This is a genomic window from Streptomyces sp. MZ04 (genome assembly GCF_004684775.1).
Taxonomy (GTDB): domain Bacteria; phylum Actinomycetota; class Actinomycetes; order Streptomycetales; family Streptomycetaceae; genus Streptomyces.
Genome location: NZ_SRIC01000004.1, coordinates 54,888 through 74,128, shown reverse-complemented (window position 1 = coordinate 74,128; position 19,241 = coordinate 54,888). Strand labels below are relative to the sequence as shown.

Sequence of the window (19,241 nt, the reverse complement as noted above, 5' to 3'; positions counted from 1 at the left end):
GTGCGCCTTGGACAGCGGCGCACTGCGGACCTTCGTATGCCCCTGGCGACTACCGAAGGACTATTACCTCGGGACTATGACGTGGTGAACTGCACCGCGTCCACGTCGAAGGAATTGTCCTGTGTCGACTTGAAGACCAGGTACAGCTTGTGGGTCCCGGCCAGAGCCTCCACGGGGACGTCCGGAGTGGCCTGATAGGTGTCCCAGTCCCCGGTGTTGGGGACCGGGGTGGTGGCGAGCAGCTTGCCGTCGGGGGCGTCCGCGCGCAGTTCGATGGAGCCGACTCCGTACGGCGATGACAGCTTGTAGCTGACCTTGCCGACGCCTTCGACACTCATCGGGGTGTACGCGATCCAGTCGCCGTTGCTGATGTCGCCGATGCGCTTGCCGTTCTCGGCGCCCGCCTGGGAGACGATGCGGGTCCCGGACTGGTCGTCGCGGTACTCGGCCTGCTTGTGCTTGGGGTGCAGGACGGAGCGGCCGTAGCCGGTGAGCGCGCTGACGCCGTCGCCGCCCTTGTCGGTGTACTTGGCGTTGAGTACGTAGGTGAGGTCGGCGCCCTCGGGATGGCCGCCCAAGTCGCCCGTGTCCACGGTGCCTTCGCAGCCGGGGATGTCGGTGGTGGGGTGCTCGTGGTCGTCGTGGCCGAGGGCCGGGTTGACGGTGACCTTGGTGCAGTCGATCGTGCCGTCCTCGGGGTCGGTGACGGTGACCTTGTAGGGGATCTTGTCGCCGAACTGGATGAGCTTGCCGTCGACCGGGGTCTCGATCGTCACCTTGGGTGCGGTGTTGCCCGCCGTCACGGGGACGTTGGCGTAACCGGACTTGCCGGTGGAGTCGGTGACCTTCAACTGGGCGTTGAAGTCTCCCTTGGCGTCATAGGTGTGGGAGGGGTTGGCCTCGGTGGAGTCATAGGTTCCGTCGCCGTTGAAGTCCCAGGCGAAGGTGAGCGGATCGCCGTCCGGGTCCTTGCTGCCCTCGCTGGAGAAGTCGACCTTCAGCGGGACGGGGCCGTTGGTGGCGGAGGCCTTGGCCTGGGCGAGCGGGGTGCGCTGGCCCTGGGCGTAGTCGATGCGGTAGAGCCCGGAGTCGTTGTTGCCGCCGCCGAACTCGCTGCCCCACTCCAGGACATAGAGCGAGCCGTCGGGCCCGAAGGTCATGTCCATGGGCTTGGCGAACTTCGCCGACTTCAGGAAGTCGTTGATCTTCAGGAGCTTCTCGTCCTTGTCGAAGCGGATCTCCTTGACGGAGTCGCGGGCCCACTCGTAGAAGAAGCTCGCGCCCTCGAAGTAGGCGGGGAACTTCGTCTTGGAGGGGTTCTTGGCGTCGTAGTGGTAGACGGGTCCGCTCATCGGCGCCGAGCCGCCCGCGCCCATCTCCGGGAACTCCTTGGACTCGCCGTAGCCGTACCAGATCTCGGGCTGCTCGATCGTCGGCAGGTCCTTGAGGCCGGTGTTGTTCGGCGAGGGATTGGTGGGCTTGGCGCAGTCGAACTTGGCGCCGACCTTCTGGGTGTCGGGGTCGTAGGTCGCGTACGCCTGGTTGTTGCCGTGGCAGAACGGCCAGCCGTAGTTGCCGGCCTTCTTGATGACGTTGTACTCGACCAGGCCCTCGGGGCCGCGGTCGGTCGTCGGTCCTCCGCGGTCGGGGCCGTAGTCGGAGGCGTGCACATAGCCCGTCCTGGGGTCGACGGTGAAGCGGAAGGGGTTGCGGAAGCCCATGGCGTAGATCTCGGGCCGCGTCTTGTCCGTGCCCTTCGCGAAGAGGTTGCCCTGGGGGATGGTGTAGCCGCCGGAGTCCGTCGGCTTGATGCGCAGGATCTTGCCGCGCAGGTCGTTGGTGTTGCCCGCGGTGCGGGCGGCGTCGAGGCGCTCCTTGCCGGGGCGCCAGTCGATCGGGGCGTAGCCCTGCCAGTTCGGGTCGAGGTTGGGCGGGACGTCGTCGCCGACGCCCAGGTAGAGCGTGCGGTCCGGGCCGAACTCGACGGCGCCGCCGGTGTGTCCGGGCTCGGGGAAGCTGCGGTCGCGGTAGGCGGGGACGTCCAGGAGCTTCTTCTCGCTGGCCAGGTCGAGGGTGTTGTCCGCCTTGACCGTGAAGCGGGAGAGGCGGTTGACGTCGTCCTTTGCGCTCGCGGGCGCGTAGTAGAGGTAGATCCAGCGGTTGTCGGCGAACTTCGGGTCGAGCTCCATGCCGACCAGGCCGTCCTCGCCGCCGGTGTAGGCGTCGAGCTTGCCCGCGGTGGAGGTGGAGTGGCTCTTCGGGTCGAAGACCTTCACCTCGCCGCTGCGCTGGACGTAGAAGACCTTGCCGTCCTTGGCGACGTCGAGCTCCATGGGGTCGGCGGTGTTGTCGTCAAGGGCGGTCTTCTCGTAGCCGGACCAGACGGTGCCGCCGCAGTCGCCCGCCTTGTTGCCCGAGGCCCACTGGATGCCGCCGAGCACATGCTCGCGGAAGGCGGGTTCGGTGTAGGAGGCCTTGTCGTGGCCCATGGCGGTGGCCCAGACCTTGCCGCCCTCGGCGTTGCGGCACCAGGAGATGGGGTGGTCGGCGCCCATCTTGGAGCCGCCCGGGTCGTACGTCGTCTCGTCGGCGGTGACCAGGACGTGCACGTCGCCGCGGGGATTCTTGTCGAAGTTGTACCACTCCTCCGGGCGCTCCCAGCGCTCGGGAAGGCCCTTGGTGGAGGGGTGGGCGCGGTCGGCGACCTTCGCGGTGCCCTTGAGGACGCCCGGTGAATGGGCGGGCATGTGGGCGCCTGCGTTGATGAGCTCGTCCCACCAGGGGAAGGAGTCCTCGACGCCCATGTCGAGGGTGTTGTGCAGCGCGACGACGCCCTTGCCGCTCTTCACGTACTTCTTCATGGCGTCGCGCTGGGCTTCGGTGTCCCAGACCATGCCGGAGTTCTGCAGCATGATGATGACGTCGAAGTCCTTGAGCTTCGCGTCGTCGAAGACGGTGGCGTCGTCGGTCTGGACGACCTCGAAGTTCTCCGCCGCGGCCTGCTCCTTGACCATCTGGATGCCGGCCGGGATCGAGTCGTGGACGTAGCCGACGGCCTTGGTGAAGAGCAGGGCGCGGAAGGCGGGCGCCTTGTCGGCCGCCGTGGCTCCGGCGCCGGGCAGGAAGCCCACGGTGAGGAGCAGTGCCGCCAGCAGGGCGACGGCCCCTCTTCGTAGGCTCCTTAAGGCATGAATGTCACGAGCATGACAGCTCATGAGCGGTTCCTCTCTGTGTGGACGGGGTGCGGGTGCCTGGTGCCGGACATCAGAGGGCCGCGCGTGTGCGGCGCAGGAAGCCGAGGCCGTCGGTGGCCAGGGCGTCCTGGGTGGGCGCGAGGGGGCGCCACACGGAGGCGGCGACGGCGATGGCGTCGTTGTGGGCGGTGAACGACTCGATGCAGAGGGGGCCTTGGTAGCCGGACTCGCTCAGGGCGCTCAGGAAGCCGGGCCAGTCGAGGTGGTCGGTGCCGGGTGCGCCGCGGTCGTTGGCGCACACCTGGACGTGGGCGATGCGGCCGGCCGCTGTCCGGACCGCGTCCGGCAGCGTGTGTTCCTCGATGTTCTGGTGGTACGTGTCGAGGGCGATGCCGATCGCGTCATCGGGGAGGCCCTCGAGCCCGGTGAGGGTCTGGGCGACGGTGTTGAACAGGCTCGTCTCGTAGCGGTTGAGGGGTTCGACGGCGATGCGCACCCCGGCGCGGGCCGCGTAGGCGACGACCGGTGCGATGTGCTCGCGCCATTCGTCGTACGCCGCCGAGCGCGCCGCCTGGTCCATGCGCCAGGTGCGGCCGACCGACGCGTACACAGGTCCGGCCACCACGGGGGCGCCGATCGCGTGGGCGGCGTCGACACAGCGGCGCAGGTAGTCCTGGGTGGCGCGGACCATGGCCTGGTCCGCACGGACCAGGTTCCGCTGGTCGGGCATGACGGCGACAACGGCGGCAGGCGCAAGGCCCGTGGCGTCCAGGAGCTTGGCCGCTGCCGCGGGCTCCCAGTCGTCGGCCTTCTCCAGGGGCAGTTCCACGCAGTCGAAGCCCCAACCCGCCAGACGGGGCAGGGTCTCGGCGAGCACCTCGGTGGAGACCGGCGAGTGCCAGATCCAGGGGTTCGCCCCCAACGGCCAGGCGGTGTACGTCACTTCTTCCTCCAGTCCTCGGGGTAGCCCGGCATGTCCTGGCATCCGCACATCGCGTAGTGCAGCGGCGGCATGCCGTTCTGGAGGTACTCGTCGAGGTTGGCCTGCGTGACGGTGGGCTGCGGCAGCTTCCACTCCTTGGGGACCTGCTTGCCGTCCAGGATGCGCAGGGCCGCGATGACCGGCGTACGCCACTGGAAGGTCGGGTAGGTGGGGGCGATCGCGGTGAGCTTCTTGTCCTTCCAGACCTCGAGGAAGTCCTGCTGGTCCTCGCCGGTGATCGGCGGGACGTCGACGCCCGCGTCCTCGAAGGCCTCGACGGCGGCGACGGCCGTGGCGCCGGAGTCCATCCAGACGCCGTCGATGGAGCCGTGCCGGGAGATCGCGTCGGAGACGATCGACTTGGTCTTGGCCGGGTCCCCGTCGGTGAACTTGGCGTCCACGACGTCCAGTTCGCTCTTGTCGAAGGCCAGCTTCGCCGCCGACCAGCGGGTCTCCAGGACGTCCACGCCGGGCGAGATGCGCAGGGCGAGGATCTTCCCCTTGGGTTTGACCTCGTCGACGAGGAAGTCGGCGGCGACGGCGCCGTAGCCGTATCCGCCGATGGGGTTGACGAAGGTGACCGCGCAGTCGGTCTCCACTCCGCGGTCGAAGACGATGACGGGCAGCTTGCCGCAGGCCTCCTTCACGGCGGGGGTGAGGGTGGCGGTGGTGTTCGGCGAGACGATCAGCGCGTCGCAGTCCTTGTTCCCGGCCAGCTCCTGGATGTCGGAGATCTGCTTGTCGTCCTTGCCCTGGGCGTCCAGGACGGTGAAGTCGCTGATCTCCTTGTGGAGTTTCACCTCGGCCTTCATGTTCTTCAGGCCGACCTGCCGCCAGGGGTTGAAGACTCCGGCGTTGGAGAAGCAGAGGTGGGTGCCGCCCGAGCCCTTCTTCCTGTACTGGGCGGTGTCGGTCATCTTCGGTTCGAGCATCTGCTCCCATGGCTTGTCGGCCGGGCCCTCGGGAGTCTCCTTGTCGAGCGCCAACTGACGGTCGTACTCGGCCTGTTCGAAGAACTTGGAGGGTTTGTCCCCCTGCTCCGAAGAGCCGCTCTGCGAGGCCCCGGCGGGCGAGTCGGGCGGCGTGTCACTGGAACAGGAGGCGAGCAGGGCGCCCGCGATGAGGACGGCGGCGGGTGCGAGCGCGCGCCTGCGGTGGACATGGATGTGCGTCACGAGGGTCTGCCTCCTGAGGAGTGGGTACGACGGCGGCGCAGCCGGGACCAGTCGGCGGCCCCGAGTCCGACCGCGGCGATGACGATGACGCCCTGGACGGTGGATTCCAGGGCGCCCGATACGCCCTGCAGGTTGAGCAGCGTGAACAGCGCCTGCAGCGAGAAGGCGCCGGCCATCGCGGCGACGACACTGCCCCGCCCGCCGCCGAGCACGACCCCGCCGAGGACCACGGCGGTGATCGCCTCGAACTCGTAGCCGCGGCCGGCCTGTGCGGACACCCCGGAGAATCCGCCGACGAGGACGGCGGCCAGTGCGGCGGCCGCGCCGGACAGCACGAAGGCGATGACGCGGGCGCGGTGCACGCGCACCCCCGCGAGGGCGGCGGCGCGCTCGCTGTCGCCGGTCGCGATCAGCGTCCGGCCGAAGTCGGAGCGCATGAGCAGGACGGCGACGATGCCCGCGACGAGGCAGGCAAGCACCGCCCAGGGCAGCCAGCCCATGGCGGTTCCGCGCCCCAACCGCCGGAATCCTTCGGACAGTTGCCCGTGCGGGGAGCCGCCCGTCCAGTAGAAGACGGCGCCCTCCAGGATCAGCATCATGCCGAGCGTGGTGATGAAGGACGGCACTCTCAGACGTGTGGTGACCAGCCCGTTGACCAGGCCGGTGAGCGCCCCCGCGAGCAGCAGTCCCGCCGTGATGAGCGGCCAGGGCGCGTCCGGGAACGAGCCGTGGACCTCGGCAGCCGCGACGACGCCCGCCGTGACGATCGCCCCGACGGACAGGTCGAACTCGCCGCAGACGATGACCAGATACTGTCCGGCGGCGAGGATCACCAGGGGCGCGGCGCGCTTGACGAAGGCGAGGAAGCGGTCGGGTTCGTAGAAGCCGGGGTCGGTGGCGGCGAGCGCGACGAGCAGCACCACGAGCAGGGCGTAGACGGGCGCTCCGGTGCCGAGCGAGCGGGCAACTCGCCGGTATGGAGCGGCCGTTGACGTCCGGTCCTTCTGGGCCGTCTGGCTGCTCATGCGGACCTCCTGCTGCCGCTCCGGGCGTAGAGGGCGACGGCGGCGATGATGACGACGCCGCGGACGACGTTCTTGAAGAACGGGTCGACGCCGAGCTGGTTGAAGACGGAGTCGAGCACGGCGAGGACCAGGACGCCGCCGAGCGTGCCCGCCACTCCCCCGCGGCCGCCCGCCAGGACGGTGCCGCCGAGCACGACGGCGGCGATCGACTCCAGGTCGTAGCGGGCCTCGGTGCCCGCCCAGGGGGCGCCGGCGCCGAGCCGTGAGGCGAGGAAGAGAGCGGCGGCGCCCACGCAGAGCGAGCACAGGACGTGGGCGGCGATGATCGTGCGCCGGGTGCGGACGCCGGACAGTCGCGCGGCGTGTTCGTCGCCGCCCGTCGCGTACAGGTGATGCCCGAAGCGGGTGCGGCGGGTGATCAGCCACATCGCGGCGGCGACGGCGGCGAGCAGGAAGAGCGAGACGGGGATCGGGCCCATCCGGTCGTAGCCCAAGTGCTGGAAGGAGGCGGGGACTTCGCCCGCCGGGCCGGTGTAGTTGTCCTCGATCCAGCCGCGCAGGATGAACGCCGTGCCGAGCGTCGCGATGAACGCGTTGACCTTGAGGCCGGTGACGATGAGGCCGTTGGCGAGTCCGACAGCCGCGGACAGGGCGAGGACGGCGAGCACCGCCGTGAGCACGCTGCCGTCCTCCATGGTCGTGGCGGCGACCAGCGTGCCGAGGCTGATGAGGTAGGCCACCGACAGGTCGAGCGAGCCGGTGAGGATGACGGCGGTCTGGCCGACGGCCACCAGGCCGAGGGCGACGCAGTTCTGCAGGATGCCGACGACGTTGGACAGGGTGAGGAAGTCGCCGCCGCGCGCGGCGACCACGATCCAGCCGAGCGCGGTGACGGCGGCGGCCGCGAGCCACACGCCGACGGCCGGGTCGGCGAGCCGACCGCGCTGTACGGCACGGGATTTCACGGCGGGCGGCGGGGCGACTGTGTTGCCGGTGGTGCCAGTGGTGCCGGTAGTGCCTGCGGTACCGCTCACGCGGCGGGCTCCTCTCCGGAGGAGGCGGACAGGGCGGACGGGCCGGTCGTGGCGAGCCGCATCACGTCCTCCTCGGCGGCGCCCGCCGGGAGTTCCCCGGCGACGGCGCCCTCGGACATGACGAGGATGCGGTCGCTCATCCCGATGAGTTCGGGCAGTTCGGAGGAGACGATCAGGACGGCGATGCCCTCGCGGGCCAGCTCGCGCACGAGGGTGTGGATGGCGGCCTTGGCGCCGACGTCGACGCCCCGGGTCGGCTCGTCGAAGAGCAGGACGCGGGGGCGGGCGGCGAGCCATTTGGCGATGACGACCTTCTGCTGGTTGCCGCCGGAGAGGTACTGGGTCTGCTGGTCCTCGCCGCGCGCCTGGAGCTTGACGCGTTCCAGGAGCGCGGTGAGTTCGCGGGCCGCGGGCGGGCCTTCGCGTGCGGGGACGGCGCGCGTGACGAGGAGGGCGTTGTCGCGCACGGACTGGCGCAGGGCGAGCCCCTCGGCCTTGCGGTCCTCGGTCACCAGGGCGATCCCGGCGCGGATGGCCTGGCGCGGAGTGGTGGGCCGCAGGGCGTCGCCGCCCACCGCCATGGTGCCGGTGGTGAACGGTGCGGCGCCGAACAGGGCCCGCGCCAGGGACGTACGCCCGGAGCCTTCGAGGCCCGCGATGCCGGTGACCTCGCCGGCCCGCAGCGTCAGGTCGATGCCGCGGAGCCGGTCGTTGCCGCCGCCGGTGACCGTGAGGCGGACCTCGCCGATGTCCTCGGGGTGGGCGCGCGGCGGGTAGTAGGCGCTCAGCTCCCGGCCCACCATGGCGCGTACGACCTCGTCCGTGTCCGTGTCCTGGGTGCGCACCGTGGTGACGTGGCGGCCGTCCTTCAACACCGTGATCCGCCGCGAAAGTTCGAAGACTTCGCGCAGCCGGTGCGAGATGTACAGGATGCCGAGGCCGCGGCCCGCGAGGCGGCGCACGAGGTCGTGCAGAAGGCCCGCCTCGTGGTCGGCGAGCGGCGCGGTCGGCTCGTCCATGACCAGGACGCGGACATCGGAGGCGAGCGCCTTGACGATCTCGACGGTCTGCTGCCGGGCGACGGACAGATCACGGATGTACGTGCGTGGCGTGATGCCCGATACGCCGACCTCGGCGAGGAGTTCGGCCGTACGTGCCTCCATGGCGCGGCAGTCGACGAGGCCGTAGCGGGTCGGCTCACGGCCGAGGAAGACGTTCTCGGCGACCGTACGGTGCGCGAGCAGCGCGAACTCCTGGTGGATGATGCCGATTCCGGCGGCCTGGGCCTGCGCGGGATGACTGAAGGAGTGCTCTGTTCCGTCGAGCACGATGCTGCCCTCGTCCGGTACGTGTTCACCGGCGAGGACCTTCATCAAGGTGGACTTGCCCGCGCCGTTCTCGCCGACCAGCGCGTGCACCTCGCCCGCGGCGAGGTCGAGCGAGACGCCGTGCAGCACCCGCACTCCGAGAAAGCTCTTGGACACCCCGCGCATCGCCAACATCATTTGCGTCGCCTGCATCGCCTGCACCCTCGGCTCCTTCGGCAGCGGCCTGCAGAGCAATGTGATGAGCCAGCTTTGACCTGTCAAGAGCTCAAGCAGCTTTCCTTGCACGGGAGTTGACGGTGACTTAGGTCGACTGCCGAACACCATCAGCCTTGTGAGCAGCGGAAGTCGTCCCTATGGTGGCTGCCATGTCTGGAGCGCCGGATCACCCCGTTTCCGTACCGTCGTCGCCCGGTGAGGTCCTCGCCCTGATCCGGACGGGGGCCGCGGCGACCCGCGCCGACATCGCCCGCCTGACGGGGCTCGCGCGGTCCACGGTCTCGCAGCGGGTGGACGCGCTCATCGCGCACGACTTCGTCATCGAGGAGGCCGACGGCGGTTCGACGGGCGGCAGACCGCCCAGGCGGCTGCGCCTGCGCACCCGCGAACACGCCGTGGCCGGGGTCGACTTGGGGGCATCGCACTGCCGGGTCGCCCTGCTCGACATCGGCGGCGAGATGCTCGCCCTGCGCGAGGATCCGCTCTCCATCGCGGACGGCCCGCAGGAGGTGCTCGGCCATGTCGAGCGGACGCTGAACTCCCTGCTGAAGGAGGCCGACCGGGACCCGTCGTCGTTGCAGTCCATCGGGGTCGGCGTGCCGGGCCCCGTGGAGTTCTCGACGGGCCGTCCGGTGGATCCGCCGATCATGCCGGGCTGGCACCAGTACCCGATCCCCGAGTTCTTCGCCGAGCGGTTCGGCGCGCGGGCCCTGGTCGACAACGACGTCAATGTGATGGCCCTCGCCGAGCAGCGCCGCGCCTTCCCCGACACGCGCTATCTGCTCTACATCAAGGTGGGCACGGGCATCGGCTGCGGCATCGTCGCGGACGGCCGGCTGCACCGGGGCGCGCAGGGCAGCGCGGGCGACATCGGGCACATCCGGGTGGGCGACACCGAGGAGCCCTGCCGGTGCGGCAACTCCGGCTGCCTGGAGGCCGTCGCGGGCGGCGCGGCGATCGCCCGCAAGCTCTCCGGTCTCGGCCTGGAGGCCGCGTCGGGCAGTGATGTCGTACGCCTGGTGAAGTCCGGGAACCGCGATGCCGTGCGCATGGTGCGCGAGGCGGGCCGCGCGGTGGGCGAGGTGCTCGCGGGTCTGGTGAACTTCTTCAACCCCGACACGGTGGTGGTCGGCGGCGCGCTGGCCGCCGTCCACGACCAACTCCTTGCGGGCGTACGGGAAGCGGTGTACCGGCGCTCGCACCCGCTGGCCACCCATGTGCTGCGCATCGAGCCGAGCCGCACGGGGGAGAACGCGGCGGCGGTGGGCGCGGGCATCCTCGCGGTCGAACACGCCCTGTCGCCGCGGCAGGTGGACCGCGTCCTTGCGGGCGCCGAACGCTGACCGGGCCGTGGGGCGCGTCCACGCGGGCGTCGGTTTCCGCGTAGACCGGACAAGCACCATGCAACACCGGCCAACCCGTCAACTGCCCTATATCGCCGGGGGACTTGCGACCGTAACTTCGGGCTATGCCCCCCAACGACGCACAGCAGATCGACCGGGCCAACGCAGCCACCGACCGCGTGCCGGTCGTGTTCGTGCACGGCTTGTGGATGCTGCCCAGCAGCTGGGACCCGTGGACCGCGCACTTCGAGGCGGCCGGGTACGCGCCCGTCGCCCTGTCCTGGCCCGACGACCCGGACACGGTGGCCGAGGCAAGGGAGCGCCCCGAGGCCTTCGCGGGAAAGACCGTAGGACGCATCGCCGACCATCTGGCCGGGCTCATCGACCGCCTGGAGCGCAAACCCGCCGTCGTCGGACACTCGGTCGGCGGGCTGCTCACACAGATCCTCGCGGGGCGCGGCCTGAGTGCCGCGTCGGTGGCGATCGATCCGGCGCCGTTCCGCGGCATCATGGCGCTGCCACTGTCGACGCTGCGCTCCCTGCGCCCCATGATCGCCAACCCGGCCAACCGGAAGCGCGCGCTGCCACTGACCTTCGAGCAGTTCCGCTACGCCTACGCCAACGCGGTCAGCGAGCGGGAGGCCAGGGAGCTGTACGAGAAGTTCGCCGTCCCCGCCCCGTGCGCGCCGCCCTTCCAGGCGGCGGCCGCGAACCTCAATCCGCGGACCGAGGTGAAGGTCGACTGCCGCAATCCCCGGCGCGGCCCGCTCCTGATCATCTCCGGCGAGAAGGACCACGCGGTGCCCTGGGCGCTCGCCAACGGCGCGTACAAGAAGCAGCAGCAGAACTCCGGCGTCACGGAGATCACCGAGCTGCCCGACCGCGACCACGCTCTGATCATCGACAGCCGCTGGGAGGAGGTCGCCGACACGGCACTGACGTTCGTACGCCGCTTCGTCTGACCGCGCCGCACTCCGGAGAGGACTGCCGTCGGCGCCGTGGATCGCCCACGGCCCGCCGAAATCCCGGACGGGGCCCGACCGGCTCGCTATCGTGACGCCTCCGGCCCAAATATCGGAGAAAATGTGCGCAATCCGGAGCTGATCGAAAGACCGCCGGCCGGTCCCGGCCCCGCGCCGACCCGGCCGCCGAACGGCAGCCCCGTCCCCGGCCTCATCACCACCGGCGTCCTCTCCGTGGCTCTGCTCCTGGCACTCGGCTGGGCCATGGGCGGCGCACAGTGGCTGACGCATCCGGGATTCCGCGCCTGGCAGACCGTCTGCCTGGCGATCACGGTGCAGGCCCTGCCCTTCCTGGTGCTCGGCACGCTGATCTCCGGGGCCGTCAACGCCTTCGTCCCCGCGCATGTGTTCAGCAAGATGCTGCCCCGCAACCCGGCGCTCGCGGTGCCCGTGGCGAGCGCGGCCGGGGTGGTCCTTCCGGGCTGCGAGTGCGCGTCGGTGCCGGTCGCGGGAAGCCTGATCCGGCGCGGGGTCACACCGGCCGCCGCGTTCGCGTTCCTGCTCTCCGCGCCCGCCGTCAACCCGATCGTCCTCGCCTCCACCGCGGTCGCCTTCCCCGGCAACCCGGAGATGGTCGCCGCCCGCCTGATCGCCTCCCTCGCCACCTCCGCCGCCATGGGCTGGCTCTGGCTGAAGCTCGGGCGTTCCGAGTGGCTGCGGATGCCGTCCCGGCACACCGGTCACCAGCACGGACACAGCCGATGGGAGGAGTTCCGGCTCGGCTTCCAGCACGACTTCCTGCACGCCGGCGGGTTCCTCGTACTCGGCGCCATGGCCGCCGCGACCTTCAACGTCACCGTGCCGCGCTCGGTCCTCGACACCTTCGCCGGATCGCCGTGGCTCTCGGTGCTCTTCCTCGCGGCGCTCGCGATCGTCCTCGCCGTCTGCTCCGAGGCCGACGCGTTCGTGGCCGCCTCACTGACGGGCTTCTCCCCCACGGCCCGCCTCGCGTTCATGGTCGTCGGCCCCATGGTGGACCTCAAGCTGATCGCCCTACAGGCGGGCACCTTCGGCCGCGCCTTCGCCCTGCGGTTCTCGACGGTGACGGCGCTGACGGCCGTGGCCTGCACCGCCCTGACCGGATGGTGGCTGCTGTGAAACGGAATCTCCAGGCGGTGCTGCTCCTGCTGACCGGTGTCGCCGTGCTGCGGGCCGCCCTGTTCGACGACCTCGCGCTGCGGTACGTGAAGGAGGGCCTGCTGCCTTTCCTCGTCATCGCAGGCCTTGTCCTGGTCGGCGCGGGACTGTTGGGTGTCGTACGCGACGGACTGCCCTTTGCCCGGCGACAACGCACCCAGAGCGATCCGGAACCCGACCCCGCCTCCGATCCGCCGAACGATGGCCACGACCACTCCCACGGACCCCGTGTCGCCTGGCTGTTGCTGCCGCCCGCACTCGCGCTGCTGTTCTTCGCGCCGCCGGCCCTCGGTTCCTACACGGCCGCCCGTGACAGCCCGAAGGTCGTCGCGGACTACGACCGTTTCGAACCGCTGCCCGCGCACGGACCCGCCCCGCTCTCCCTGACCGAGTTCATCGGCCGGGCCCAACAGGACGACAAGGAGAGCCTGAAGGGACGTACGGTCCTGATGTCGGGGTTCGTCTCCCCCGGCAAAGGCGGCACTTGGCAGCTGACCCGCCTCCTGGTGGCCTGCTGCGCCGCGGACTCCCAGTCCCTGACCGTCACCGTGCACGGTGCCAAGGCCCCACCCGCCGACACCTGGGTGAAGCTCACCGGCACCTGGCACCCGAAGGGCACCCTGGGCACCTCGTCGGCCGCCCTCGCCCTGGACGTCGACTCACTCGAGCGGATCCCCGAACCGCCGAGCCCGTATCTGGACCGGGCGCCGGTTCCGTAGAGCCTGCCCCGTCAGAGCTTGAACACCGCTCCGCGCCAGGTCCATCCCGCGCCCAGGACCGCGCCCCGCAGGGGATCCTTCATCTCCGCGGGGTCGAAGCGGAACACCTCCGTCTTCTGCAGGCGGCCGTCGGCGCCCCGTTCGACCGTCCACTGCCGGGAGACCATCGTCACCTGCCCGCGGGAGTACTCGCGCGACAGCGCGAGGCGGGGGGTGTCCCCGGACCAGGTGACTTCCCACTGCTCGTCGAGTGCGCGCACCTCATGCCCCTTGGCGTCAAGGCGCATCCGCGTCTTGACGGTCCTGTCCAGCTGGGTCCGGACGAAGAAGGTGCGCCAGGCGGGCTCCAGGATCCGCCACTCGGCCACCAGGTCGGCGCCCTCGCCCGAGGTCGCGGCGCGCACGACGTACGGCACGTCCTGGCCGTTGAGCGCGAGGAGCGCCGCCCGGACGTCCCCAGCCGAACGGGGTGCGACACCTTCGGCGGGACGCCTGGTGCCGGTCAGCTTGTCGAAAAGGCCCATCGGGTCACCCTATGCCGGTACCCCGGCGGGCTCCTGGTCGGCACCGTCGAAGGGCGGATAGCTCTCGCCGCCCGTCTGCTCGGCCGCGTCGATGTAGTCGGCCAGAGCGGCGCGGGACCGGGCGATCGTCTCCATCTGCTCGTCAAGGCGCCGCAGCCGCGACCGCATCGCGGCCACCAGCTCGTGACACCCGGGCAGCTCCGGGGCCTCTCCGACGGCACAGGGCAGCAGGTAGGCGATGTCCTCGGAGGACAATCCGGCGCCCAGCAGATGCCGGATCTGCTTCACCCGCAGCACGGCGTTCTCGTCGTACTCGCGGTAGCCGTTCGCTCGGCGATCGGCTTCCAGCAGGCCCTGGGCCTCGTAGTAGCGCAACTGATGGGTGTTGACGCCCGTGCGGCGCCCCAGTTCCCCGATCCGCATCAAAACCTCGCTTGACCTTCACACCGGTATGAACGTTGACGATGTTGCCATGACCAACGAAACCCCTGCACCTGTGACAGTGATCGGACTCGGGCTGATGGGCCAGGCGCTCGCCGGCGCGTTCCTCAAAGCCGGGCATCCCACGACCGTGTGGAACCGTACGACCTCCAAGGCCGGCCAGCTGGTCGCCGATGGCGCACTGTTGGCGCCGACCGTCGGCGACGCGCTCACGGCGGGTCCGCTGACGATCGTCTGCGTCACCGACTACCAGGCGATGTACGAGCTGCTCGGCTCCGGCGAAGTCGAGCTGGACGGCACGATGTTGATCAACCTGACCTCGGGCGACTCGGCGCAGGCCCGGGCAGCCGCGCGCTGGGCCGAGCAGCGCGGCGCGCGCTATCTGGACGGCGCCATCATGGCCGTCCCCACGGGGGTCGGAACCGCCGACGCCGTGATTCTGCACAGCGGTCCGCAGCCGGACTTCGAGGCACACAAGCCGACGCTCGACGCGCTCGGCACCGTCACCTACCTCGGTGCGGACCACGGCCTGGCCTCCCTGTACGACGTGGCCGGCCTGGCCATGATGTGGAGCATCCTGAACGCCTGGCTCCAGGGCACCGCCATGCTCAAGACCGCCGGCGTCGACGCCGCGACGTACGCGCCGTTCGCACGGCAGATCGCCGCCGGTGTGGCCGAATGGCTGCCTGGCCATGCCGAGGAGATCGACAGCGGCTCCTTCCAGGCCGAGGTCGCGTCCCTGGAGACCCACGCACGGTCGATGGAGCACCTGATCAAGGAGAGCGAGGCCCTGGGCGTCAACGCCGAACTGCCGAAGCTGATCAAGGCGATGGCCGACCGCTCGATCGCCGCCGGACACGGTGGGGAGGAGTACTCGGTCCTGATCGAAGAGTTCCGCAAGCCTCGCGAGAACTGATCGCAAGCCCCGCGAGGACTGATCCAAGGCCCCGCGATGACCGGCCGATCCGCTAGCCGTCGAACGTCAGCGGGCCGTACTGGGCCTCGGCGGCATGGGTCTCCAGCGCCCAGTAGCGGTCGCCGTAGGACCAGTGCCACCACTCCGTGGGGTAGTTGACCAGGCCCGCCGTGGCCAGGGCCGCGGTGAGGGTGCGGCGGTTGCGGCGGGCGGTGGCGGAGATGCCGTCGGTGTCCATGTAGCAGCAGCCGTCGCTCTCCTCGGGGCTGGCGTTCACCGGGGTGCCGAGGTCCAGTTCGGCGCCGGCGGCCGTGCACAGGGTGAGGTCGACCGCGGCGCCCGCGACGTGCGGGCCCACCTCGGGAGGCGAGAGGGAGCGGCTCGTCTGGCGGCGCAGATGGGTCTCCGACCAGTCGGGGTGGGCCTTCCTCAGCTCGGCGGCGTACTCCTCGAAGTACTCGATCTGCAGCGCGAGCGGGCGATAGCCCTCGGTGACCAGGAGGCGCAGGCCCTCCGGCAGCAGCCGGGCTGCGCGAGCGAGTCGCCAGGCGACTCCCTCGCGCAGCTGGGCATAAGCGCCTGCCGGGTCGGCCAGGCGGTCGTCAACGTCCACGAAGGGCAGTTGACGCAGATCGACGAGGGACTCGCCGCATTCTCTGACGGGGATGTCGACGACTCTCGGATCGTTCATGAGGATGATCGGCGGCATTCCGGCCCTTCGTGGCGTCGGTGACGGGCACAGCTCCGGGGGCGGGCTGCTGCCCGCCCCCGGAGTCCCCTCCTCGTTACTGGCGGGGTCGCTACGCGTGGAAGGGCCCACACCTCCGACGACGCCGGTGGTGTGGGCCGCGCGAGGCATCAGTGGCCTTCCCCCGTCGACCCCCGTCGAATTCCGCTGAGTCCCCCGTTGTTCCCCCGATGCGCCGGCGGGTCTCCCTGCCGACACAGACAGCGTGCCGCAGGCCGCTGCAAGTTCTCTGCAAATCCACGGCAAGCGGAATTCCTCAGACCCGCAATTCCTCAGACCCGCAATTCTTCAGACCCGGGGCTCGTCAGACCCAGCGCCGTCAGATCCAGGGCCGTCAGATCCAGCGCCGTCAGACCCAGGGCTCGTCCCGCTCCCGCGCCTCGTACGCCATGAAGACCTCCTGCGCCTCGGCGCGCAGCGCGTGTGCTCCCGCCGCGTCCCCCGCGGCCTCCCGCGTCGCGGCGAGGTCGCGCAGGGTGCGGGCGCGGGGCAGCGGCAGCTCCAGGGCGTCCCAGCGGGCGGCCGCCGTGGTCAGGCTCTGTGCGGCGGCCTCGATGCGGCCCGCGGCGAGCTCGCACTCACCGAGGGTGCGCAGGGCGAGCGCCTCGCCGAAACGGTCGCGGTGGTCGCGGCAGACTTCGAGTACGTCGCGGATCTCGGCCTCCGCCTCGGCCGAACGCCCAAGGCGGACACGAGACTTGGCGCGGGCCTGCATCGCGTACGCGGACATCAGCGGGTCCCCCAGGGTACTGAGGAGGTCCACCGCCCGGCCTGCCAGTTCCTCGGCCGCCGCGTACTCGCCGAGCGCACGCCGTACGAGGCTGATGGAGCGCAGGGTGAGCGCCTCGCCGCGACGGCTGCCGAGCCTGCGGTAGGCGCGCAGTGACTCGTCGAGGAGGTCGCTCGCCGCTTCGTGGTCGCCCAGTTCCAGGCGGACGGTTCCGGCGTACCGGCAGGAGAGACCGACGCCGGGGTCGTCGTCGATGCCTCGGAAGCCGGTGACCGCCTGGGCCAGGACGTCCTGCGCGGCACGCAGGCGGCCCGCTTCCCGCAGGGCGCTGCCGAGACCGGCGAAGGCGGCGGCCCGGCCGCGCGCGTCACCGAGTTCGGCGCAGAGCCGTGCCGCCTGCCGGAAGTAGCCCTGCGACTCGGGGAACCGGTCCTGCTCGAAGCGGAGTTGCCCGAGCCCGATGAGCAACAGGGCCTCTCCGGAGCGGTCTTCGGCGCGGCGGGCGGCGGCAAGGGCCGCGTCATGGGTGCGCCACCACGCCTCGAAGCGATTGCCGACGGTGTACGCCGACGAGCACAGGGCGGCCGCGGCCTCGCAGGCCAGGGTGTGCAGATCCAGGGAGGCCGCGCGTTCGACGGCGGTGGCGATCGCGTCGGCCTCGGCGTCGAACCAGGCGGTCGGGTCGGCGAGCGCGCGCCGGGTGGCCTCGGGACCGATGGGCCGTACGAAGCGCCCCACCGGCCCGTCCGTCGGCCCGTCGCCGTCGAGCAGCCGGCGGTGCAGTTCGACCGCGCCGGACGGCGTGACGGACGCGACGCGGCCGGTCAGCCAGAGCCAGGCGCCGAGCGCGCGGGCGACGGCGGCGGCCCGTTCGGCGGGCGGCTCCTCGGCGTCGGCGCGTTCGGCGGCGTACACCCGCACCAGGTCGTGCGGCCTGAAGCGGGCCTGCCCCGCGCGGTCGACGCCGGTGCAGTGCAGCAACTGGGCGTCGACGAGCTGCTCCACGACGCGGTCCGCCGCGGCCTCGTGCACGTCGAGCAGCGCGGCCACCACCCAGGCGGCGACGTCGGACGCGGCGAGCAGGCCGAGGCGGCGCAGGGCGGTGCGGGCGGGGACGTCGAGCGCCCGGTAGCTCAGGCCGAGACCGGCCCGGATCTCCAGGTCACCGACGGCGAGTTCGTCGAGCCGGTGGTGTTCGTCGGCGAGCCGTCCCGCGAGCATCTCCGGTGTCCAGTGCCGCTGGGTGGCGAGGCGTGCCCCGGCGATCCGGATGGCCAGCGGAAGGCCGCCGCACAGCTCGACGATGCGCCGGGCGGCGGCCGGCTCGTCCCGCACGCGCCGCTCGCCCGCGACCCTGGCCAGGAGTTCTGTTCCCGGCTCCGTGGCGAACACCTCTAGATCGGCGCGGTGCGTGCAGGCCAGCGCGCCGAGCCGGGCCCGCGCGGTGATCAGCACCCCGCAGGTGGCGCTCCCCGGCAGCAGCGGGCGCACCTGGGACTCGCTGCCCGCGTCGTCGAGCACGAGCAGGAGGCTGCGCCCCGCGACCAGGCTGCGAAAGAGGTCGCGCCGTTCCGCGTCCCCCTCGGGCGGGTTGGCCCCCAGTGCGCGCAGCAGCCGCCCGAGCACTTCGCCGGGCGCCACCGGGTCGGTGGAACCGCGCAGTTCGGCGTAGAGCTGGCCGTCCGGATATGCCTCGGCGACCTGGTGTGCCGCCTGGACGCCCAGGGTGGACTTGCCGACGCCGCCGGTGCCCGACACCACGACGACGGGCATCACTTCACGAGGGCCCGAATCACGAGGGCCCGAAAGCGCCGCCCGTACGTCGGCGAGGTGCGTGGCGCGTCCGGTGAAGTCCGCGATGGCGGGCGGCAGAAGGGCCGGAACCAGCACGGGAGCCGCCGGAAGCACACCTTCCGCGCTTGCGGGCGAAGCGGCACCCGGCAGCAGCGCGTCGTCCGCGCGCAGGATCGACTCGTACATCCTGCGGAGATCGGGCCCCGGATCGATGCCCAGCTCTTCCGCGAGTACGTCTCGGCCCTCCGCGTACACCGCGAGCGCGTCCGCCTGGCGGCCCGACCGGTAGAGGGTGAGCATCAGTTGGCCGCGCAGCCGTTCCCGCGTGGGGTGGGTGGCGACCAGGGCGGTCAGTTCGGCGACCAGGTCCGTCTCACGTCCCGCCTCGGAGAGTTCGGCGGCGATCCGCTCCTCCAGGGCGGTCTGCCGCGCCTCCTCCAGTTGATCGGCGATGGCCCGCAGCGTGTCGCCGATGCCGCCGAGCGCGGGGCCGCGCCACAGGGCGAGGGCCTCGGCGAGCAGCCGGGCGGCCGCGGGGTGGTCGCCCGCGGCGGCGGCCTGTCTGCCCTGTGCCGTCAGACGCTCGAACGCGGTGCGGTCGACCAGGGCGGTGTCGGCGTGGATCAGATATCCGGGCGGCCGGGTCTCGATGGCGTCGGCGGACAGGGCGCGCCGCAGTGCGGAGACATAGGACTGGATCAGGGAACGCGCCGTGCCCGGCGGGTTCCCGCCCCAGATGGCGTCGATGAGCGCGTCGACGGACACCACACGTCCGGGCTCGAGGAGCAGCGCCGCAAGGAGTGCCCGGGGCTTGGGTCCGCCGAGGTCGAGCCGACGGCCCGCGCGCCATGCCTCGACCGGCCCAAGGAGGCGGTAGTCCGTGTTCGTGTCCACGCCCTCTCCATGCGTCCCT

At 71.1% G+C, this 19,241-nt stretch carries 15 protein-coding genes; 5 read left to right on the top strand and 10 right to left on the bottom strand.

Annotation, left to right across the window (positions count from 1 at the left end; genetic code table 11):
• Positions 1-74: 74 nt before the first annotated feature.
• From E2651_RS02180 to E2651_RS02155, 6 genes are all read right to left on the bottom strand, one after another.
• Complete coding sequence (locus E2651_RS02180; protein ID WP_135329222.1) at positions 75-3,215, bottom strand: ThuA domain-containing protein; 3,141 nt, start codon at positions 3,213-3,215, stop codon at positions 75-77.
• Between the two features lie 49 nt (positions 3,216-3,264).
• Complete coding sequence (locus E2651_RS02175) at positions 3,265-4,137, bottom strand: sugar phosphate isomerase/epimerase (RefSeq protein WP_245238510.1); 873 nt, start codon at positions 4,135-4,137, stop codon at positions 3,265-3,267.
• Complete coding sequence (locus E2651_RS02170; RefSeq protein WP_245238509.1) at positions 4,134-5,351, bottom strand: substrate-binding domain-containing protein; 1,218 nt, start codon at positions 5,349-5,351, stop codon at positions 4,134-4,136. The genes E2651_RS02175 and E2651_RS02170 overlap by 4 nt, the downstream gene beginning before the upstream one ends.
• On the bottom strand, positions 5,348-6,376 hold the full coding sequence (locus E2651_RS02165; RefSeq protein ID WP_135329220.1) for an ABC transporter permease: 1,029 nt from the start codon (positions 6,374-6,376) through the stop codon (positions 5,348-5,350). Before E2651_RS02165 ends, E2651_RS02170 begins: the two co-directional genes overlap by 4 nt.
• A complete protein-coding gene (locus E2651_RS02160) occupies positions 6,373-7,341 on the bottom strand; it encodes an ABC transporter permease (RefSeq protein WP_135329248.1) in 969 nt (322 codons plus the stop codon). Before E2651_RS02160 ends, E2651_RS02165 begins: the two co-directional genes overlap by 4 nt.
• Positions 7,342-7,406: 65 nt before the next feature.
• Positions 7,407-8,912, bottom strand: a complete 1,506-nt coding sequence (locus E2651_RS02155; protein ID WP_135329247.1) for a sugar ABC transporter ATP-binding protein — start codon at positions 8,910-8,912, stop codon at positions 7,407-7,409.
• A gap of 191 nt (positions 8,913-9,103) precedes the next feature.
• Here E2651_RS02155 and E2651_RS02150 point away from each other — a divergent pair, with 191 nt between their 5' ends.
• The 4 genes from E2651_RS02150 to E2651_RS02135 all read left to right on the top strand — a co-directional run bounded on the left by E2651_RS02150 (position 9,104) and on the right by E2651_RS02135 (position 13,175).
• On the top strand, positions 9,104-10,297 hold the full coding sequence (locus E2651_RS02150; protein WP_135329219.1) for an ROK family transcriptional regulator: 1,194 nt from the start codon (positions 9,104-9,106) through the stop codon (positions 10,295-10,297).
• Between the two features lie 125 nt (positions 10,298-10,422).
• The gene (locus tag E2651_RS02145; RefSeq protein ID WP_135329218.1) at positions 10,423-11,259 is read left to right on the top strand and encodes an alpha/beta hydrolase; all 837 of its coding nucleotides are present in this window, start codon (positions 10,423-10,425) and stop codon (positions 11,257-11,259) included.
• 123 nt (positions 11,260-11,382) lie between these two features.
• Positions 11,383-12,417 carry a permease gene (locus E2651_RS02140; protein ID WP_245238508.1) on the top strand — a complete coding sequence of 345 codons (1,035 nt, stop codon included), beginning with the start codon at positions 11,383-11,385 and terminating at the stop codon, positions 12,415-12,417.
• Positions 12,414-13,175 (top strand): TIGR03943 family protein, encoded by a 762-nt coding sequence (locus E2651_RS02135; protein ID WP_135329217.1) that lies wholly within the window; start codon positions 12,414-12,416, stop codon positions 13,173-13,175. Before E2651_RS02140 ends, E2651_RS02135 begins: the two co-directional genes overlap by 4 nt.
• A gap of 11 nt (positions 13,176-13,186) precedes the next feature.
• Here E2651_RS02135 and E2651_RS02130 read toward each other — a convergent pair whose 3' ends face one another.
• The gene (locus E2651_RS02130; protein WP_135329216.1) at positions 13,187-13,699 is read right to left on the bottom strand and encodes a hypothetical protein; all 513 of its coding nucleotides are present in this window, start codon (positions 13,697-13,699) and stop codon (positions 13,187-13,189) included.
• Between the two features lie 9 nt (positions 13,700-13,708).
• Positions 13,709-14,122, bottom strand: coding sequence for a MerR family transcriptional regulator (locus E2651_RS02125; RefSeq protein WP_135329215.1), 414 nt, complete (start codon positions 14,120-14,122; stop codon positions 13,709-13,711).
• 49 nt (positions 14,123-14,171) lie between these two features.
• Here E2651_RS02125 and E2651_RS02120 point away from each other — a divergent pair, with 49 nt between their 5' ends.
• Complete coding sequence (locus E2651_RS02120) at positions 14,172-15,056, top strand: NAD(P)-binding domain-containing protein (RefSeq protein ID WP_135329214.1); 885 nt, start codon at positions 14,172-14,174, stop codon at positions 15,054-15,056.
• A 52-nt stretch (positions 15,057-15,108) separates the two neighbouring features.
• On the opposite strand, the gene E2651_RS02115 is transcribed toward E2651_RS02120, so the two are convergent.
• A complete protein-coding gene (locus tag E2651_RS02115; RefSeq protein WP_135329213.1) occupies positions 15,109-15,765 on the bottom strand; it encodes a M15 family metallopeptidase in 657 nt (218 codons plus the stop codon).
• 388 nt (positions 15,766-16,153) lie between these two features.
• A complete protein-coding gene (locus tag E2651_RS02110; RefSeq protein WP_245238507.1) occupies positions 16,154-19,222 on the bottom strand; it encodes an AfsR/SARP family transcriptional regulator in 3,069 nt (1,022 codons plus the stop codon).
• Between the last annotated feature and the right edge of the window lie 19 nt (positions 19,223-19,241).